At 68.1% G+C, this 15638-nt stretch carries 16 protein-coding genes; 9 read left to right on the top strand and 7 right to left on the bottom strand.

What is annotated here, in order from left to right; all coding sequences use genetic code 11:
- The first annotated feature begins 144 nt into the window (after positions 1–144).
- The 6 genes from Q8O26_RS08615 (at position 145) to Q8O26_RS08590 (ending at position 6088) form a co-directional block, all read left to right on the top strand.
- Positions 145–978 (top strand): transporter substrate-binding domain-containing protein, encoded by an 834-nt coding sequence (locus tag Q8O26_RS08615; RefSeq protein ID WP_305575093.1) that lies wholly within the window; start codon positions 145–147, stop codon positions 976–978.
- Positions 978–1712 (top strand): amino acid ABC transporter ATP-binding protein, encoded by a 735-nt coding sequence (locus tag Q8O26_RS08610; protein WP_305575092.1) that lies wholly within the window; start codon positions 978–980, stop codon positions 1710–1712. The genes Q8O26_RS08615 and Q8O26_RS08610 overlap by 1 nt, the downstream gene beginning before the upstream one ends.
- 238 nt (positions 1713–1950) lie before the next feature.
- Complete coding sequence (locus Q8O26_RS08605; protein ID WP_305575091.1) at positions 1951–2634, top strand: amino acid ABC transporter permease; 684 nt, start codon at positions 1951–1953, stop codon at positions 2632–2634.
- A complete protein-coding gene (locus Q8O26_RS08600) occupies positions 2634–3299 on the top strand; it encodes an amino acid ABC transporter permease (protein ID WP_305575090.1) in 666 nt (221 codons plus the stop codon). The genes Q8O26_RS08605 and Q8O26_RS08600 overlap by 1 nt, the downstream gene beginning before the upstream one ends.
- Before the next feature lie 23 nt (positions 3300–3322).
- On the top strand, positions 3323–4258 hold the full coding sequence (locus Q8O26_RS08595; protein ID WP_305575089.1) for an N-carbamoyl-D-amino-acid hydrolase: 936 nt from the start codon (positions 3323–3325) through the stop codon (positions 4256–4258).
- 183 nt (positions 4259–4441) lie between these two features.
- A complete protein-coding gene (locus Q8O26_RS08590; protein ID WP_305575088.1) occupies positions 4442–6088 on the top strand; it encodes an ABC transporter substrate-binding protein in 1647 nt (548 codons plus the stop codon).
- 131 nt (positions 6089–6219) lie between these two features.
- Here Q8O26_RS08590 and pgi read toward each other — a convergent pair whose 3' ends face one another.
- Together pgi and Q8O26_RS08580 are read right to left on the bottom strand one after the other, a co-directional pair.
- Entirely contained in the window at positions 6220–7860 is a 1641-nt protein-coding gene (gene pgi, locus Q8O26_RS08585; protein WP_305575087.1) for a glucose-6-phosphate isomerase, read from the bottom strand.
- 94 nt (positions 7861–7954) lie between these two features.
- On the bottom strand, positions 7955–8500 hold the full coding sequence (locus Q8O26_RS08580; protein ID WP_305575086.1) for an RNA pyrophosphohydrolase: 546 nt from the start codon (positions 8498–8500) through the stop codon (positions 7955–7957).
- A gap of 82 nt (positions 8501–8582) precedes the next feature.
- Between Q8O26_RS08580 and Q8O26_RS08575 the strand changes: the two genes are divergently transcribed.
- Positions 8583–9350 carry a DeoR/GlpR family DNA-binding transcription regulator gene (locus tag Q8O26_RS08575; RefSeq protein WP_305575085.1) on the top strand — a complete coding sequence of 256 codons (768 nt, stop codon included), beginning with the start codon at positions 8583–8585 and terminating at the stop codon, positions 9348–9350.
- A gap of 4 nt (positions 9351–9354) precedes the next feature.
- Here Q8O26_RS08575 and Q8O26_RS08570 read toward each other — a convergent pair whose 3' ends face one another.
- From Q8O26_RS08570 to Q8O26_RS08550, 5 genes are all read right to left on the bottom strand, one after another.
- Positions 9355–10257, bottom strand: coding sequence for a copper resistance D family protein (locus tag Q8O26_RS08570; protein ID WP_305575084.1), 903 nt, complete (start codon positions 10255–10257; stop codon positions 9355–9357).
- Positions 10258–10273: 16 nt separating this feature from the next.
- Positions 10274–11470 carry an MFS transporter gene (locus tag Q8O26_RS08565; protein ID WP_305575083.1) on the bottom strand — a complete coding sequence of 399 codons (1197 nt, stop codon included), beginning with the start codon at positions 11468–11470 and terminating at the stop codon, positions 10274–10276.
- 59 nt (positions 11471–11529) lie between these two features.
- On the bottom strand, positions 11530–12879 hold the full coding sequence (locus tag Q8O26_RS08560) for an NAD(P)-binding domain-containing protein (protein ID WP_305575082.1): 1350 nt from the start codon (positions 12877–12879) through the stop codon (positions 11530–11532).
- 69 nt (positions 12880–12948) lie between these two features.
- Positions 12949–13269, bottom strand: a complete 321-nt coding sequence (locus Q8O26_RS08555) for a helix-turn-helix transcriptional regulator (protein WP_305575081.1) — start codon at positions 13267–13269, stop codon at positions 12949–12951.
- A gap of 73 nt (positions 13270–13342) precedes the next feature.
- On the bottom strand, positions 13343–14005 hold the full coding sequence (locus Q8O26_RS08550; RefSeq protein WP_305575080.1) for a hypothetical protein: 663 nt from the start codon (positions 14003–14005) through the stop codon (positions 13343–13345).
- A 199-nt stretch (positions 14006–14204) separates the two neighbouring features.
- On the opposite strand from Q8O26_RS08550, the gene Q8O26_RS08545 reads away from it, so the two are divergent.
- Positions 14205–15197, top strand: a complete 993-nt coding sequence (locus Q8O26_RS08545; protein ID WP_305575079.1) for a tripartite tricarboxylate transporter substrate binding protein — start codon at positions 14205–14207, stop codon at positions 15195–15197.
- On the top strand, positions 15194–15607 hold the full coding sequence (locus Q8O26_RS08540; RefSeq protein WP_305575078.1) for an N-acetyltransferase: 414 nt from the start codon (positions 15194–15196) through the stop codon (positions 15605–15607). The genes Q8O26_RS08545 and Q8O26_RS08540 overlap by 4 nt, the downstream gene beginning before the upstream one ends.
- Positions 15608–15638 lie beyond the last annotated feature (31 nt).

Genomic DNA, 15638 nt, shown 5'->3' with positions numbered 1-15638 from the left:
CGTGCCCATGGAGCGGGCAATATAATCAACGATTATATTCCAGGCCTCATTATTCATCGTAAATGATATTGAGGTGGCCTTTTTTGCGTGGTTACGTTGGGATCCACCGCCGTCACAACGGTTTCGCAACAGAGGGTTTCCATCATGCTCCGCCATATTCTCGCCGCCGCAGGCCTCGCGGCGCTCATGACCGGACCGGCCCTGGCCCAGGCGCCCATCAAGACCGCGGTCGACGGCACCTTCGCCCCGCATGCCTTCCCGAACCTCGCCGGCGGCGGCATCCAGGGCTTCAACGTCGACCTCGCCAACGAGATCGGCAAGCGCCTCGGCCGGCCCATCGAGATCACCTCGACTCAGTTCTCCGGCATCATCCCGGCGCTGAATGCCGGAACCTACGACTTCGTCATGGCACCGGTGACGGCGACGCCCGAGCGCGCCACGAGCATGCTGTTCACGGAAGGCTATCTCGATACCGACTTCCGGCTCATCACCCGCCGCGGCGATGCGCCTGTCACCAACCTCGCTTCGCTGCGCGACAAGGTCGTCTCCGTGAATCGCGGCTCAGCCTACGAGAGCTGGGCGAAGTCGATGGAGGCGAGCGTCGGCTGGAAGGTGGAAGCCTTCGGCACTCAGACCGACGCCGTGCAGGCGGTCATCGCCGGCCGCGCAGTCGCCAACATCACCGCCGAGACGGTCGCCGCCTTCGCCGTGCGAAACAATCCGCAGATCAAGATCGACTACCTGCACAAGACCGGTTTGGTCTGGGCGGTGCCGGCGCGCAACGGCGACACCGCCACCCGTGACATGGTCGAGAACGCCATCGAGTGCATCAAGAAGGACGGCACCATGGCGAAGATCTTCGAGAAGTGGTTCGGCATCGCGCCGCGTCCGGATTCGGCCGCTGCCACCATCTTCCCCGGCTCGGGCGTTCCCGGCCTTCCGGGCTATGACGCGACCGCCCGCGAGCCGCGCTGCTGATGTCGGCACTGCTCGACGTCCGGGGCCTGAGAAAGAGCTTCGGCACCACCGAAATCCTGCGCGGCATCGACTTTTCCGTCGCCGCGCGGGAGCTGGTCTTCATCATCGGGCCGTCGGGCTCGGGCAAGTCGACCATGCTGCGCTGCTGCAACAGGCTGGAGGAACCCACTGCCGGCCAGGTGGTCGTGGACGGCGTCGACCTGATGGCGCGAGGCAGCGACATGAACGCGATGCGCCGTCAGTTCGGCATGGTCTTCCAGGCCTTCAACCTCTACCCGCACATGACGGCGCTCGGGAACGTCACGCTGGCCCTGCGCAAGGTGCTCGGCAAGAGTCGGGATGAAGCCGAGGCGATCGGCCTCGCCGCCCTCGATCGGGTGGGCCTCAAGGAAAAGGCACCGAGTTATCCGTCCGAGCTCTCGGGCGGCCAGCAGCAGCGCGTGGCGATCGCCCGGGCGCTGGCGCTGGAACCGAAGATCATGCTCTTCGACGAGCCGACTTCGGCGCTCGATCCGGAACTCGTCGGTGCGGTGCTCGGCGTGATGCGCGACCTCAAGGCCTCGGGCATGACCATGGTCGTCGTCAGCCACGAGATGCGCTTCGCCCGCGACGCCGCCGACCGCATCGTCTTCATGGCGGACGGCCAGATCCTCGAGCAGGGCACGCCGGCGGAGATCTTCGGCAACCCGCAGCATCCCCGGACACGGGACTTCGTCGGGGAGCTGTCGCGGTGAAGGTTTCGGATCGCCTGGCGCGGACTGACGGGAATGGCCCCACCCGCACCCTCCCCTCGCTGTCGCGAGGAGAGGGGGACTTCGGCGTCCCGCCGTATCGCCGACGGCCGAGCCAGGCTCGACCGGAGCATGAAGGGCTAAGCGTCAAAGTCCCCCTCCCCGCCGAGCGGAGCGAGACGGGGAGGGTTCGGGTGGGGCATGTCCACGCGAAGGCCGGACCCGACCGGGGCTGCCGCACATGACCGGTCTGGAGCGCTTCCAGGAAGCCTTCCTGAAGCCGGAACTGATCGCCCGCTACTGGCCCGACATCCTCTCGGGCGTCGCCGTGACGCTGCAGATCGCCGTGGCGGTGGTGATCACCGGCCTTGCCCTCGGCCTCGTCCTCGCGGTGATCCGCAGCTACCGCTCGCGCCTCGCCAATGCGCCGATCATCGTCTTCGTCGACGTGTTCCGCGCCCTGCCGCCGCTGGTCGCCATCCTCATCGTCTATTTCGGCCTGCCCAGTCTCGGCATCAACATTTCCGGCTTCGCTGTGCTCTGGCTGGTGCTGTCGCTGGTGCTGGCGGCCTTCGCCGAGGAGATCTTCTGGTCGGGCATCGTCTCGGTGCGCAAGGGCCAGTGGGAGGCTGCGCGCTCCACCGGGCTCAGCCACTGGCAGACCATGACGTCGGTAATCCTGCCGCAGGCGATCCGCATCTGCGTACCGCCGCTGACCAACCGCACCATCGCGGTGACCAAGAACACCGCGCTGGGCACGGTGATCGGCGTCGGCGAGATCATGAACGAGGGCACGTCGGCCATGTCGCTGTCAGGCAATGCGACGCCGCTGATGATGGCCGCCGTGGCTTATATCCTCATCTTCGTGCCTGTCGTCGTCCTCGGCTCGTGGATCGAACGGCGCTTCGCCTGGAAGAGGGCGTGATGGAGATCTTCCTCTTCCAGTTCCTCAACTTCGACATCATGCGGCAGGCCTGGCCGATCATTTTCGGCGGCGCGCAGATGACGCTGCTGCTGTGCCTCGCCGTCATTCCGCTCGGCCTCGCCGGGGGGCTGATGGTGGCGACGGGGGCGATGTCGCGCTCGCGGGCGCTGCGCCTCGCCACGCGGGCCTATGTCGACTTCTTCCGCGCCGTGCCGCCACTCGTGCTGCTGATCATCATCTATTCCGGCCTGCCCTTCGCCGGCATCCGCATGTCGCCCTTCATGGCGGTCTGCGTCGCCTTCTTCCTCAACGCCTCGTCCTTCTACGGCGAGATCTTCCGTGCCGGCATCGAATCCGTCGGCAAGGGACAATGGGAGGCGGCGCGCTCCACCGGGCTCACCTGGGTGCAGACCTACCGGTCCGTCGTGCTGCCGCAGGCGACGCGCAACGTGCTGCCGGACCTCGTCTCCAACACGGTGGAGGTGATCAAGCTGACGTCCATCGCCTCGGTCGTGTCCTTCACCGAGCTCCTCTATGCCGCCGACATGGCCCGAAGCGTGACCTACAACACCTCGCCCATCGTCCTTGCCGCCTTCCTCTATCTCATCGTCCTCTGGCCCATCGTGCGGCTCGTCAGCCGGCTCGAACACCGGCTCGGACACTAGAGGCCCTTTCCAGGAGACCCTTCATGGCCCGTATCGTCACCGTCGCCGCAGCGCAGCTCGGCCCCATCCAGAAGGCCGAGAGCCGCGCCAGCGTGGTGGCCCGCATGATCGCGCTGATGGAGGAGGCCAAGGCCAAGGGCGCCACCTTCATCGTCTATCCCGAACTGGCGCTGACCACCTTCTTCCCGCGCTGGTACGAGGAGGACCGCGCGAAGATGGACGACTGGTTCGAGGCCTCCATGCCCAATGCGGCGACGCAGCCGCTCTTCGACAAGGCCAGGGCTTTCGGCATGGCGATGAGCTTCGGCTATGCCGAGCTGACGCCCGACGGGCACCATTTCAACACCTCGATCCTGGTCGACAAGGCCGGCACCATCATCGGCAAATACCGCAAGACCCACCTGCCCGGCCATGTGGAGTTCGATCCCGAGCGCACGCACCAGCATCTCGAGAAGCGCTATTTCGAGCCGGGTGACACCGGCTTCCCGGTCTGGCGCTTCGAGGGTGGGCTGATGGGCATGGCGATCTGCAACGACCGGCGCTGGCCCGAGACCTACCGGGTGATGGGCCTGCAGGGCGTCGAGATGGTGGTGCTCGGCTTCAACACGCCGTCGGTCAATTCGCAGCGCGCCGGCGAGGGCATGGAAGACCGGCTGTTCCACCACCGCCTGTCCTGCCAGGCCGGCGCCTACCAGAACGCCACCTGGGTCGTCGCCGTCGCCAAGGCGGGCACGGAGGACGGCAACCACCTGATGGGCGGTACGCTGATCGTCGATCCCAACGGCAAGATCGTCGGCGAACTGCCGCACGAGGACGACGGCGTGCTCGTGGTGCCCTGCGATCTCGACGACACCGTCTTCGGCAAGGAGACGATCTTCGACTTCAAGCGCCATCGCCGCATCGAGCATTACGGCCTGATCACCGAGCGCGTCGGCGTCGGCGAACCGCTGGGGCGCTGATCGCCCGCGGCCGCGCCACGGACGGCGCCTGCCTTGCACGGAGGCAGGCTGCCGCATCCGAATCCAGTGGCCGCTTCGCCTGCCGCCGCAATTGTGGCGTTATTTCAGGGATTTACGCCGGCTGTCCGGCTGGCACATGAATTGTATGCACTGTCCTTCAGGTGACCGAACCTGGAGGCCGTCATGGCGCGCAAGACCCTCACGAGCAGTGCCTTTTCCCGCCGGACCATCCTGAAGGGTGCGGCCCTGGCGGCCGGCGCGGCGACCCTGCCGGGCGCTGCCGGCGCCCAGGCGACCAGCGCACCGCTGCGCATCGGCATCTCGCTCTCCGACGTACCGCGCATGTGGGGCGGGCCGGAGGGCGGCTTCGAGGGCCTGCGCTTCGGCGCCTATATGGTCTTCGACGCGCTGGTCAACTGGGACATGACCAAGGCCGATCAGCCGTCGGGCCTGACGCCCGGTCTCGCGACCAAATGGGAGATCGACCCTGCCAACCGGCAGCGCTGGATCATCACCCTGCGCGAGGGCGTCACCTTCCACGACGGGACGGCCTTCGATGCCGATGCCGTCATCTGGAACTTCGATTCCATCTTCAAGGCGGACGCCCCGCAGTTCCACCAGCCGCGCGTCGGGCTCGTGCGCTCGCGCCTGTCGTCGATTGCCGGCTACACGAAGATCGACGCCAGGACGATCGCCGTGACCACCAACGTCGTCGACGGCATGCTGCCCTATCAGCTCGCCTATCTGTGGTTCGTCAGCCCGGCGCGGCTCGCCGAACTCGGCGGCGACTGGCAGAGGTTCACCCAGCGCCCGGCCGGCACCGGTCCCTACAAGGTCGTCTCCGTCACGCCGCGCGAGCGGGTCGAGCTGGAAGCCAACGCCGCCTATTGGGACAAGTCCCGCGTGCCGAAGACGCAGCGCACCGTGCTGCTGCCGATCCCCGACGCCAATGCCCGTATCGCATCCCTTCGCTCCGGCACGATCGACATCGCGGAAACGCTGCCGCCTGACGCCATTCCCTCCCTGAAGTCGGCGGGCTTCCAGGTGGTCCAGAACTCCTACCCCCACATCTGGGCCTGGCGGCTCAACGTCAATCCCGGCACACCCTTCGCCGACGTTCGGGTGCGACGGGCGGCGAACCTCGCCATCGATCGCGACAGCATGGTGCAACTGCTCTCCGGCACGGCGCTGCCGGCCAAGGGCAAGGTCCTGCCCGGCGATCCCTGGTTCGGCAAGCCGAGCTTCGACATCCGCCATGATGTCGCGGCGGCGAAGCGGCTGATGACGGAAGCCGGCTACGGACCCGCCAAACGGCTGGAGGTCGTCGCGGTCATCGCGTCCGGCGGCGGCGGGCAGATGGTGCCGCTGCCGATGAACGAAATGATCCAGGAGAACCTCAAGGAGATCTGGATCGACGTGAAGTTCGAGGTGGTGGACTTCACCACCATCATCAACATGCTGCGCGGCGGCACGCGCACCGACCAGCAGAAGGGCTTCCACGCGCTCAACATCGCAATCCCCTCCATCGACCCGACGACCGGCTGGGTGATCTACGATTCGACCCTCACCGCGCCACGTGGCGTCAACTGGGGCTGGTACAACAACCCGGCCATCGATGCGCAGATCAAGGTGATGCGCGAGGCCTTCGATCCGGCAGCGCAGAACGAGGCGATGGGCAAGCTGCACGCGCTGCTGGTCGACGACGCCGCGGCGCTGTTCGTCGTGCATGACCTCAACCCGCGTGGCCTCTCCGCCCGGGTGAAGGGCTTCGTCCAGGCGCGCAACTGGTTCCAGGACTACACGCCGGTGACCGTGGGGCCGGCGGCATAGGGGCCAGATCGGCGGTTTTTGAGGGCGTCGCGGACACGACGCCGACCCCAAAGCGTCATGACCGGGCTCGTCCTGGCCATGACGCCGAGGGCCGAGAGGTCTTCCCTCGTCAGGCCATCAGCTCCGCCGTCTCAGACCCTGAGCTTCTTCAACTGCGCCAGAAGCCCCGCGGTGGAGGAATCGAGCCCGGACATATCGGTGCTGCGGCCGGCGACGAGCGGCTCGAGCCGGGTCGCGAGTTCCTTGCCGAGTTCGACGCCCCACTGGTCGAAGGCGTTGATGCCAAGGACGGCGGCCATGACGAAGACCTTGTGCTCGTAGAGCGCGACAATCATGCCGAGCGTCGCCGGATCGAGCTTGCGGTAGAGGAAGGTGGTCGAGGGCCGATCGCCGGGAAAGACCCTGTGGGGGGCAAGGCGTTCGGCCTCGGCCTTGCCCATGCCGCGGTCGATCAACTGGTCGCGTGCCTCCTGGAAACTGCGGCCCCGCATCATCGCCTGGCTCTGGGCGAGGCAATTGGCGATCAGCAGGTCGTGATGCTTGCGGCCGCGCTCGTGCGGCGAGGCGGCGACGAGGAAGTCGCAGGGCACGACTTCGGTGCCCTGGTGCAGGAGCTGGAAGAAGGCGTGCTGGCCGTTGGTGCCCGGTTCGCCCCAGAGGATGGGTCCGGTCGGCCGCGTCACCGCTTTGCCGGCGAGCGTCACGCCCTTGCCGAGGCTCTCCATGTCGACTTGCTGGAGATGGGCCGGCAGGCGGGCGAGCCGCTGGTCGTAGGGAAGCACCGCATGGCTGGAATAGCCCCAGACGTTGCGGTGCCAGAGGCCGAGGAGACCCATGACGACGGGCATGTTGCGCTTCAGGGGGGCGGTGCGGAAATGCTGGTCGACGCGCTCCGCCCCGGCGAGGAAGGCCGTGAACTGGCGCGGCCCGATGGCGATCATCAGCGCGAGTCCGACCGCCGACCACACCGAATAGCGCCCGCCCACCCAGTCCCAGAAGCGGAACATGCTGGCCTCGGCGATGCCGAAGGCGTTGACGGCGGACAGATTGGTCGAGACGGCCGCGAAATGATGGCCGACAGCGCCGTCGCCGAGGGCCTGCGCCACCCAGATTCGCGCCGTCTGCGCATTGGTCATGGTCTCCACCGTCGTGAAGGTCTTGGAGACGACGACGAAAAGCGTGCGCGCGGGATCGAGGCCCTTCAGCGTGTCCGCCATATGGGCGCCGTCGACGTTGGAGACGAAACGGATGGCGAGGCCGCGCCGGACATAGGGAGCCAGCGCATGGGCCGCCATGGCCGGCCCGAGGTCGGAGCCGCCGATGCCGATGTTGACGATGGCGGTGAAGCGCTTGCCGGTGGCACCGCGCAGCGCGCCGGTGCGCACGGCCTCGGCGAAAGCGAAGCACCGCTCACGCTCGGCCGCGACCTCGGGCATGACGTCGCGCCCGTCGGTGAGCATGGGCGCACCGGAGAGGTTGCGGAGCGCAACGTGCAAGGCGGCACGATCCTCGGTGACGTTGATGCGCTCGCCGGCGAACATCGCGTCGCGCTTGCCCTCGACACCGGCAGCCGCAGCGAGGTCGACAAGAAGCCGCATCGTCGTCGCCGAGACGCGCGTCTTCGACCAGTCCATCAGCAGCGGGCCGAGCTTCAGGGAGAAACGCTCAAACCGCCTGGGATCTTCGTCGAACATTTCCGGCAGCGACATCACCATCAAAGCGCGACGGTTGGCTTCGAGCGCCTCGAAGGCGCGGGTGACGGCATCGGTCATCAAGGAAGGTCCATCGGCAGGCGGCAGGCGAAGTATGGCAGGCGAAATACGGCAGGCGGAGCGACCATCGTCGGCCATCGTGACCACATCATGATCAACCGGAAGCGGGCACGATCCGATCGTGGTTTGCAGCGGAAGGCCCGGCGAAACCGGCGAAACCGTCCACCACCGCCGCATAGACCTGCCGCTTGTAGGGCACGACCAGCGCGGGAAGGACCGCCAGCCGCTCCCAGCGCCAGGCATCGAACTCCGCCGCCTCTCCCGTCTGCGGCGAGGTGAGGTCGATCTCGCTGTCGGCGCCGGCGAAGCGGAAGGCGAACCAGACCTGGCTCTGACCGCGCCAGCGGCCGAGCCGGTGCGGCGGGCCGTGATAGGGCGGCCAGTCATAGGCGACGGGCTGGTGGAGCTGGCCAAGCAGCCGGGCCGAGGTCACACCCGTTTCCTCGTAGAGTTCACGCCGTGCTGCCGTTTCCAGGTCCTCACCGGGGTCGGTTCCCCCTTGCGGCATCTGCCACTCGAAGCCGGGATAGATGACCTCGGGACCATCGTCGCCGATGCGGCGGGCGATCAGAACCAGGCCCTGCGCATTGAACAGAGCAATCCCGACATTGGACCTGTAGGCTGCGTCAGCACCGCGCATACGTATAAACACGCATGAATTGCCCCTCCCGGACATGGTCATTGGTATCATGACACACACTCGAGGAGGGAACCTCAACGCGATGTCCAGACCCCTTGCCATCACCCGGCATGATCGCATCCGCATGATGCTTGCGGAAGCCGGCACGGTCACGGTTTCCGGACTCGCCGCCACGCTCGACGTCTCGCGAGAGACGATCCGTCGCGACCTGAAGCTGTTTGCCGATCGCGGCGAGGTCACCATCGTGCATGGCGGCGCCTCGCAGCGCGGTAGCGACAACCGGACCCAGATGCCGCGGATCGCCGAGAATCCCTCCGGCCGTTCGGCCATTGCCCGCGCCGCCGCGGCGCTGGTCGAGAACGGCAGCGTCGTGCTGCTTGATTCCGGCGCCACCGCGCTGGCAGTGGCCTCCGCCCTCGCCGGCAAGTCCCGCCTGACCGTCATCACCAACGGCATCGCCAATGCGGCCCTGCTCTCCCAGGTGCCCGGTATTCGGGTGGTGATGCTCGGCGGTGAAGTCGATGCGGCGAGCGACGGCGCCGTCGGCATCGACACCATGGCCATGCTCCGCAACTACCGCGTCGACATCGCCTTCATCGCGGTGGGAGGCATGGCCGCCGACGGTCAGCCGACGGATTTCAGCCGCGTCTGGGCCGAACAGCGCAAGCTGATGATCGCCGCAGCCAAGCGCGCCTATTTCCTCGTCGATTCCTGCTCCATCGAGCGCGAGACTCCGGTGCGTATCGAGGGCGCGGATGCCGCCACCGGGATCATCGTCGACCAGCGCCCGACAAAGGCGCTGGCAAAAGCGCTGACCGACCGGGGCCTCGAAATGCTGGTGGGCGCCTGAGCCGTCAACGGCCGGCGGCGACGGGCAGGTCGGCTGCCGTGAGCTCGGCCGTCGCGTAGAAGATCAGAAGCGCGAAGAGGATCTGCCGTCCGCAGGAGGTGCGGAAGGCCTCACCCGCCAGAACGTCGCCGCGCTGCATCAGGCGGACATGCTTGAATCGGCAGGCGAGAGCGCCGAGCACCATGGCGCCGACGAGGGCGGTCTTGGCGAGCACCGCCCAGCCATAGCCGGTCCTTACCAGGGCGGCGGGCGAGCCGGCGAGGACGAGCGCCAGGGCAACCCCGGTCGCGACAGCGAGACCCGCGAAGACCATGGCGAAGCGGGACCAGGCGAGAATGGTCTCGGACGCCGTGCGCGGGTCGCGCCGCCGGGCAACGCTGCGCAACGGAAACAGGCTGCCGAACCAGAAGGCCGCTGCGGCGCCGTGAACGAGGCTGAGGGCGATCAGTTCCTGACGACGGCCATGAGCCCCCGCATGACCTGCGAGCGCCGGCGCGAGGCAGACCAGCAGGGCGCCGGCCGTCGCCAGCCCGGCTCCCCATGCGGTCCGCACGCGGGCGAAGAGCAGCAGGGCGAGACCGGCCAGCAGGGTGAAGGCGGCATCGCCGAAGGGCGAGCGGGCGATCTCGGGGTAGAGTTGCCAGCGGCCCATGCCCGCACCGACGCCGGTCAGCGCAGCCGCGCGGAAGGGCCAGAGAGCCGCGCTCGAAACGAGGGCGACAGCGACGAAGAGAACGAGCCAGCGCCGGGCGGCGCGGGCCTCCTCGAAGGTGAGCCTCTCGCTGAGAAAGACGAGGAACAGCGCCGCGCCGGCCGCACCCAGAGCGCTCGCCGTGGCGATGGCCCGCACGAGCACCGCCACACCGCGTACCGGATCGCCCGCCCCCTGCCAGAACTCGAGAATCATCGCCGCTTCCCCGGGGTCAGATTGGGCTGCGGCGGAACCTCCATGCAAGGGCCGCCGTCGCCGAGAAGGAGAGGATGGCGATGACGAAGAGCAGCCAGAAACCCGCCACGGGACCCGATGTATCGAGCACGGCGGCATAGGCGGTCGGCGCCGCCGCGGTGACGATCAGGCCCGGCGTCGCGATGGAGGCGAGGACGCCGGCATAGCCGCTCTTGCCGAAGAGGACGAGGGGGACAGCCCCTTTCACGATGGTGGCGAGACCGACAGAAATGCCGAAGAGCACGTTGAAGGCGAAGAAATAGGGCACGCCGACCCCGCCGATCGCCAGCGGCAGGAAGGCCAGCACCATCACGCCGGTGGAGATGTTGGCGAAGAGGAAGGGATCGAGATTGCGGCCCCAGATGATCTCCGCGAGACGCCCGAGCGTCTGGAAGACACCGCGCAGCGACGAGATCCACACCGCCATGGCCGCCCCCATGCCCATCGCCACCACGGCGGGGATGAGATGGACGGACAGGGCGGTGGTGATGAAGGAATTGGCCGCCATGGCGATGGTGAGCATCAGGATCGCGAAGGAGCGCTGTGCCGCCGGAACCAGCGGCTCCGGATCGGACTCGCCGGCCCCGTTGCCCTCGCTGCCACCGATCGGGGTGCCGAAGCGCGGCAGCAGCAGGTGCAGCGGCGTGCAGATGACGAGCACGGCCAGGGCACAGACCATCCAGGCGCCGCGCCAGCCGATGGCCTCGTTGGCATAGTGGCAGATCGGCCAGAAGATGCTCGAGGCGAGGCCGCCGAACAGGGTCAGGACGGAGATCGGCCGGCGCGCCCGCATGCCGTAGATCTCGACCAGCATGGCGAAGGCGGCGTCATAGAGCGTCAGGCGCGAGGCGAAGCCGAGCACGATCCATGCAGCAATATAGACCACCGGATCATTGACCTGCGAGAGCATCAGCAGGCCGATGCCGCCGACGATGGAGCCCAGCGTCAGGGTATATCGTCCGCCGCGCCGCTCGATCAGCTGCGCCACCGGTTTCGACACGATGCCGCCGACGAGCAGCGACAGCGAGAAGCCGGCAAAGATGAAGGTGAAGCTCCAGCCGAGCTCGGCCACCATGGGCTTGGCCAGCACGGAGATGCCGTAGAAGATCGTGCCCCAGGAGATGATCTGCGTGAGGCCGAGGGCGGAGATGATGAAGGGGAACGATGCGCGCATGATGATGCCGGGATGCTGAAAGCGGAAAGCGGCCCCGGTCAATCCGGGGCCGCCGCGCCTCAGTCCTGCGTTTCCAGCACGCGCGCCGCGGCGGTTCCACCCCCACAGCAGGATTGCGCCTTGCCCGGCTCTGTCGTCGCGCCGCCGATGCGGTCGGTGGAACAGACGCCCGTCTCCGGCAGCACCAGCCGGACGTCGGCGGCCGCCCTGTCGTCACCGGCGAGATGCGCGACGATCGAACGGACCTGTTCATGCCCCGTCGCCATCAGGAAGGTCGGCGCGCGGCCGTAGCTCTTCATGCCGGCGATGAAGTACCCGGCATCCGGATGGGCGAGAGCGGCATGGCCATGCGGGCGCACCGTGCCGCAGGAGTGCTGGTTCGGATCGATCAGCGGGGCGAGCGCCACCGGACATTCCAGCGCCGGATCGAGGGCGAGGCGCAGTTCCGCGGCGAGGCCGTGATCGGGGCGGAAGCCGGTGGCGACGACGAGTTCGTCGACCTCGAGGCGATCGCCGCCATCGGTGACGATGGCCAGCGCCCCCTCCGCCGCCGCGAGGCGCGCGACGCGGATGCCGGTGCGCACCGCGATGCGCCCGGAGGCGACGAGGCCGCCCATGGTGGTGGCGAGGGCGCCGCGCTCGGCCAGTTGGTCATCGGCACCGCTGCGATAGGCGCTCTCGACGCTGTCGGCCCGCAAGAGCCAGACGATCGACGTGCCCGGGGCTTCGGCGGCGATCCGCCCGAGATCGAGGAGGGTTCCGATGGCAGAATGGCCCGACCCCAGGACGGCGACACGGCGGCCGGCATATCGCGCGCGCGCCTGCCCCAGCACGTCCGGCATCGCATAGGCGATGTGGGCGGCGACGGCCGGTTCGGTCTCGCCGAGCGCTCCGAGCCCGCCCGAGAGCGCGCGGTTGGGATGCGACCAGGTGCCGGAGGTGTCGATCACGGCACGGGCGAGCATCTCCGTCTCGCCGGCCGCTGAACGGAGGCGGACGAGAAAAGGACGCGCCTCGCGGCCGGCATCGCGCACCCGGTCGGTACCGGCCCGCGCCACGGCGACGACCTCGGCATCCGTCTGCAGGTGCGGCACGATGGCCGGATGGGCTGCCAGCGGGGCGAGATAGTCGCGGATGAGTTCGCCACCCGTGGGGTGGACATCCTCCGGCGGGCGGCGCCAGCCCGTTTCGGCGAGCAGCCGGGCCGCGGCATCGCTGACGTTGAACCGCCATGGCGAGAACAGTCGCACATGGGCCCAGGCGGACACCGCGCCGGCGGCGGCCGGTGCCTTCTCGATGATCCGGAAGGGGATGTTGCGCTCCGCCAGTTCGGCCGCCGCAGCGAGGCCGACCGGGCCGGCACCGATCACCACGACCGGGAGGCCGTCATGCATCGTCATGTTTCTCATCACCTGCTCCTTTTATCATTCCGGAATTTTCGAAATAAAATGCCGGATGTCCCCGGTCCGCATCCCGCTTCATCCGCATGTGGTTGTCTCGCACGGCGCCGTCATGGCATCCGCGCAGCATTCGGCGGCGAGGAAGGCGACGAGTTGTTCCATCACGTCGTAGTGCGCCCGGCAGCGCAGCACCGTTCCCTCGCGCGTCTGGCCGGCGAGACCGCAGGCGCAGAGCTTGGCGAGATGGTGCGAGAGGGTCGAGGCCGGGATGCCGATGGCGTCCTGCAGCTTGCCGACGGGAGTGCCGGCGTGACCGGCCCGCACCAGCGCCCGATAGATGGCAAGGCGGGTCGGGTTGCCGAGGGCTTCCAGCCGGTTCGCCTGGGTCAGAATGTCCATGGCCGCAGACTGCCGCCGCTTCCGGTCAGCGTCAACATCTATTTTGAAATTTCTCGAAATACGGGAGTGTGGGTCAGCAATTGTGGAAGCCGGCGCCGGGAATCGGTGCAGGCATGAGGACACCGAGGAGGCGCGGAGCCGGCGCCGGCTCCATGACGATGGCGGATCCCTCCGGAAAGGCCTGGCCGCCGGCCGCCTCCCCGAAGAGCATCATCGCCGGCGTGCGGTGACCGACGAGGATGCGGTTCGCGCCGGCCGGCACCGGGTCGGCCATCAGCCGGCGATGTTCGGAGAGCACCCAGCCAAGGCGCGACCCGGCGAAATCGTCGGCCGTCAGTCCGTCGATGACGGCCACCTGCCCGGCGCCGAAGGCCTCTTCCGCCGTGTCCCTGGCGCGGAAGACGGGACCCGCGAGGACCGGAAAGGCAACGGGAATGCCGAGGGCGCGCAGGGCTGCGCCGATGCGGCGGGACTGCTCGCGCCCCCGGGCCGAGATGTTGCGCTGTCCGGCGCGGTCACCGATCCGATAGGAGCTGTCGCAGGGCATTCCGGCGGTATCGGCGTGGCGGAAGTACAGCACGAGACCGCCCTGACGCAGCCGGTCCACCAGCGGCCGCGCGGCCGGCGAGGACGCGTCCAGCGGGACCAGTTCCCGCGCTGCGGCCGGTGCGCCGAGCCAGGTGGCGGCGATGGCACAGGCCGCGAGAAAACGCAGGGAAAGCATCGGCAGTGGCATGACGACCATCCGTTCTTCTAACCCGCGGCGGCCCGGCCGGACGAGTCGCCGCGACGTCGCAGGTGTTCGCCGCCATGACCGGCATCGTGCTGACTTGGAGGATCCTGCGATCCCTTGCCTTCCCCCGTAAAGCCGATAGACATAGCCGCATTCTGAACGGGCGCGACCGACGTCCGGACATGTTCAAAGGGAGATGCCCATGTTCCGCGCCATGCCGTCGATGGCCCGCCTTGCCGCCGCCGCCACCCTGGTCCTTGCGGGCCTCTCGCTGGCTCCTCAGGCCGCCGAGGCGCAGAACTATCCGACCCGTCCGATCCGCGCGATCGTGCCCTTCGCCGCCGGCAGCGCCACGGACATCGTCGCCCGCACCTTCGCCGACCAGATGTCCAAGACGCTCGGCCAGAGCATCGTCATCGAGAACCGCCCCGGCGCCAACGGCCTGATCGGCGCCGATGCCGTCGCCAAGGCGGCGAACGACGGATACACGATCCTCGTCGGCACCAATTCGACCAATGCCGCGGCACCGGCCCTGTTCAACAACGTGCCCTTCGACATGCACAAGGACTTCCAGCCGGTGTCCTTCCTGTGCTCGGTGCCGCTGATCGTGGCGGTGGCCAATTCGGTGCCGGCGACGACGCTGCGCGAACTGATCGACCTCGCCAAGACCCGTACCGACCTGACCTTTGCCTCGGCCTCGGCGTCGCAGCGCGTTTCGACCGAGATGCTGCTGACCATGACCGGCATCAAGATGACCCATGTCTTCTATCGCAGCGGTCCGAACGCGATGCAGGACCTGATCGCCGGCCGCGTGACCCTGTTCACAGCCGATCTCGGCGTGATGCTGCCGCAGGTCCGCGGCGGCACAGTCCGCGCGCTGGCGGTCACCTCGCAGCAGCGCACGCCGCAGATGCCGGACCTGCCGACGGTGGACGAGGCGGCCGGCACCAAGGGCTATGAGCTCATCGCCTGGTTCGGGCTCTTCACCCCGGCGGGCGTCCCCCGCGAAGTCGTCACCAAGCTGAACGAGGCCGTGCGCAACGCCGCCGCCAGCACCGAGGTCAGGGCCAGCCTCACCGACCGGCTCGGCATGGTGATCGCGCCCTCGTCGCCCGAAGAGCTCGCCGCCCGCGTCACCGCCGAGGCGCAGAAGTGGGAAGAGGCGGCGCGCGTCGCCGGCATCGAGAAGCAGTGATCAGGGTCGCAACCCGCGCCGATCTGGCGCGCATTTCCGAGATCCGCATGGCCGTCCGGGAGAACATCCTCTCCCGGCCGGACAAGATCGTCGACGCCGTCCAGTACCTAATCGACTGCGACGCCTTCTGGGTCTTCGAGGACGCGACCGGCATCCACGGATTCTCCTCGGCCGACCCGCGCGACGGCTCGATCTTCGCGCTGTTCATGGATCAGGCCAGCGAGGGCCGCGGCATCGCCCGCGCCCTGCTCGATGCGGCATGCCTCCACCTGGCGACGACCGGTCACGGACGCGCCTGGCTGTCGACGGATCCGGGCACCCGTGCCGAGCGCTTCTACCGGCATCAGGGCTGGCGCGAGACCGGCCGAACGGCCGATGGAGAAATCCGCTTCGAGAAGGCGCTGGGTTAGCGCGCCGGGATCCCGCCCATGGCTTTGCCGA

The sequence above is a fragment of the Phreatobacter sp. genome (assembly GCF_030691135.1).
Classification (GTDB): Bacteria; Pseudomonadota; Alphaproteobacteria; order Rhizobiales; family Phreatobacteraceae; genus Phreatobacter.
Note: the sequence above shows the minus strand (reverse complement) of the source record. Positions and strands in the feature narration are given on the sequence as shown.

Excerpts from the sequence above, each read along its gene's own strand:
- Q8O26_RS08600 (WP_305575090.1), top strand. The coding sequence starts at position 2,634 with ATGGAGATCTTCCTCTTCCAGTTCCTCAACTTCGACATCATGCGGCAG.
- Q8O26_RS08555 (WP_305575081.1), bottom strand. The coding sequence starts at position 13,269 with ATGGACATTCTGACCCAGGCGAACCGGCTGGAAGCCCTCGGCAACCCG.
- Q8O26_RS08570 (WP_305575084.1), bottom strand. The coding sequence starts at position 10,257 with ATGATTCTCGAGTTCTGGCAGGGGGCGGGCGATCCGGTACGCGGTGTG.
- Q8O26_RS08575 (WP_305575085.1), top strand. The coding sequence starts at position 8,583 with ATGTCCAGACCCCTTGCCATCACCCGGCATGATCGCATCCGCATGATG.
- pgi (WP_305575087.1), bottom strand. The coding sequence starts at position 7,860 with ATGACCGATGCCGTCACCCGCGCCTTCGAGGCGCTCGAAGCCAACCGT.
- Q8O26_RS08580 (WP_305575086.1), bottom strand. The coding sequence starts at position 8,500 with ATGCGCGGTGCTGACGCAGCCTACAGGTCCAATGTCGGGATTGCTCTG.
- Q8O26_RS08550 (WP_305575080.1), bottom strand. The coding sequence starts at position 14,005 with ATGCCACTGCCGATGCTTTCCCTGCGTTTTCTCGCGGCCTGTGCCATC.
- Q8O26_RS08560 (WP_305575082.1), bottom strand. The coding sequence starts at position 12,879 with ATGAGAAACATGACGATGCATGACGGCCTCCCGGTCGTGGTGATCGGT.
- Q8O26_RS08605 (WP_305575091.1), top strand. The coding sequence starts at position 1,951 with ATGACCGGTCTGGAGCGCTTCCAGGAAGCCTTCCTGAAGCCGGAACTG.
- Q8O26_RS08545 (WP_305575079.1), top strand. The coding sequence starts at position 14,205 with ATGTTCCGCGCCATGCCGTCGATGGCCCGCCTTGCCGCCGCCGCCACC.
- Q8O26_RS08565 (WP_305575083.1), bottom strand. The coding sequence starts at position 11,470 with ATGCGCGCATCGTTCCCCTTCATCATCTCCGCCCTCGGCCTCACGCAG.
- Q8O26_RS08590 (WP_305575088.1), top strand. The coding sequence starts at position 4,442 with ATGGCGCGCAAGACCCTCACGAGCAGTGCCTTTTCCCGCCGGACCATC.
- Q8O26_RS08610 (WP_305575092.1), top strand. The coding sequence starts at position 978 with ATGTCGGCACTGCTCGACGTCCGGGGCCTGAGAAAGAGCTTCGGCACC.
- Q8O26_RS08615 (WP_305575093.1), top strand. The coding sequence starts at position 145 with ATGCTCCGCCATATTCTCGCCGCCGCAGGCCTCGCGGCGCTCATGACC.
- Q8O26_RS08595 (WP_305575089.1), top strand. The coding sequence starts at position 3,323 with ATGGCCCGTATCGTCACCGTCGCCGCAGCGCAGCTCGGCCCCATCCAG.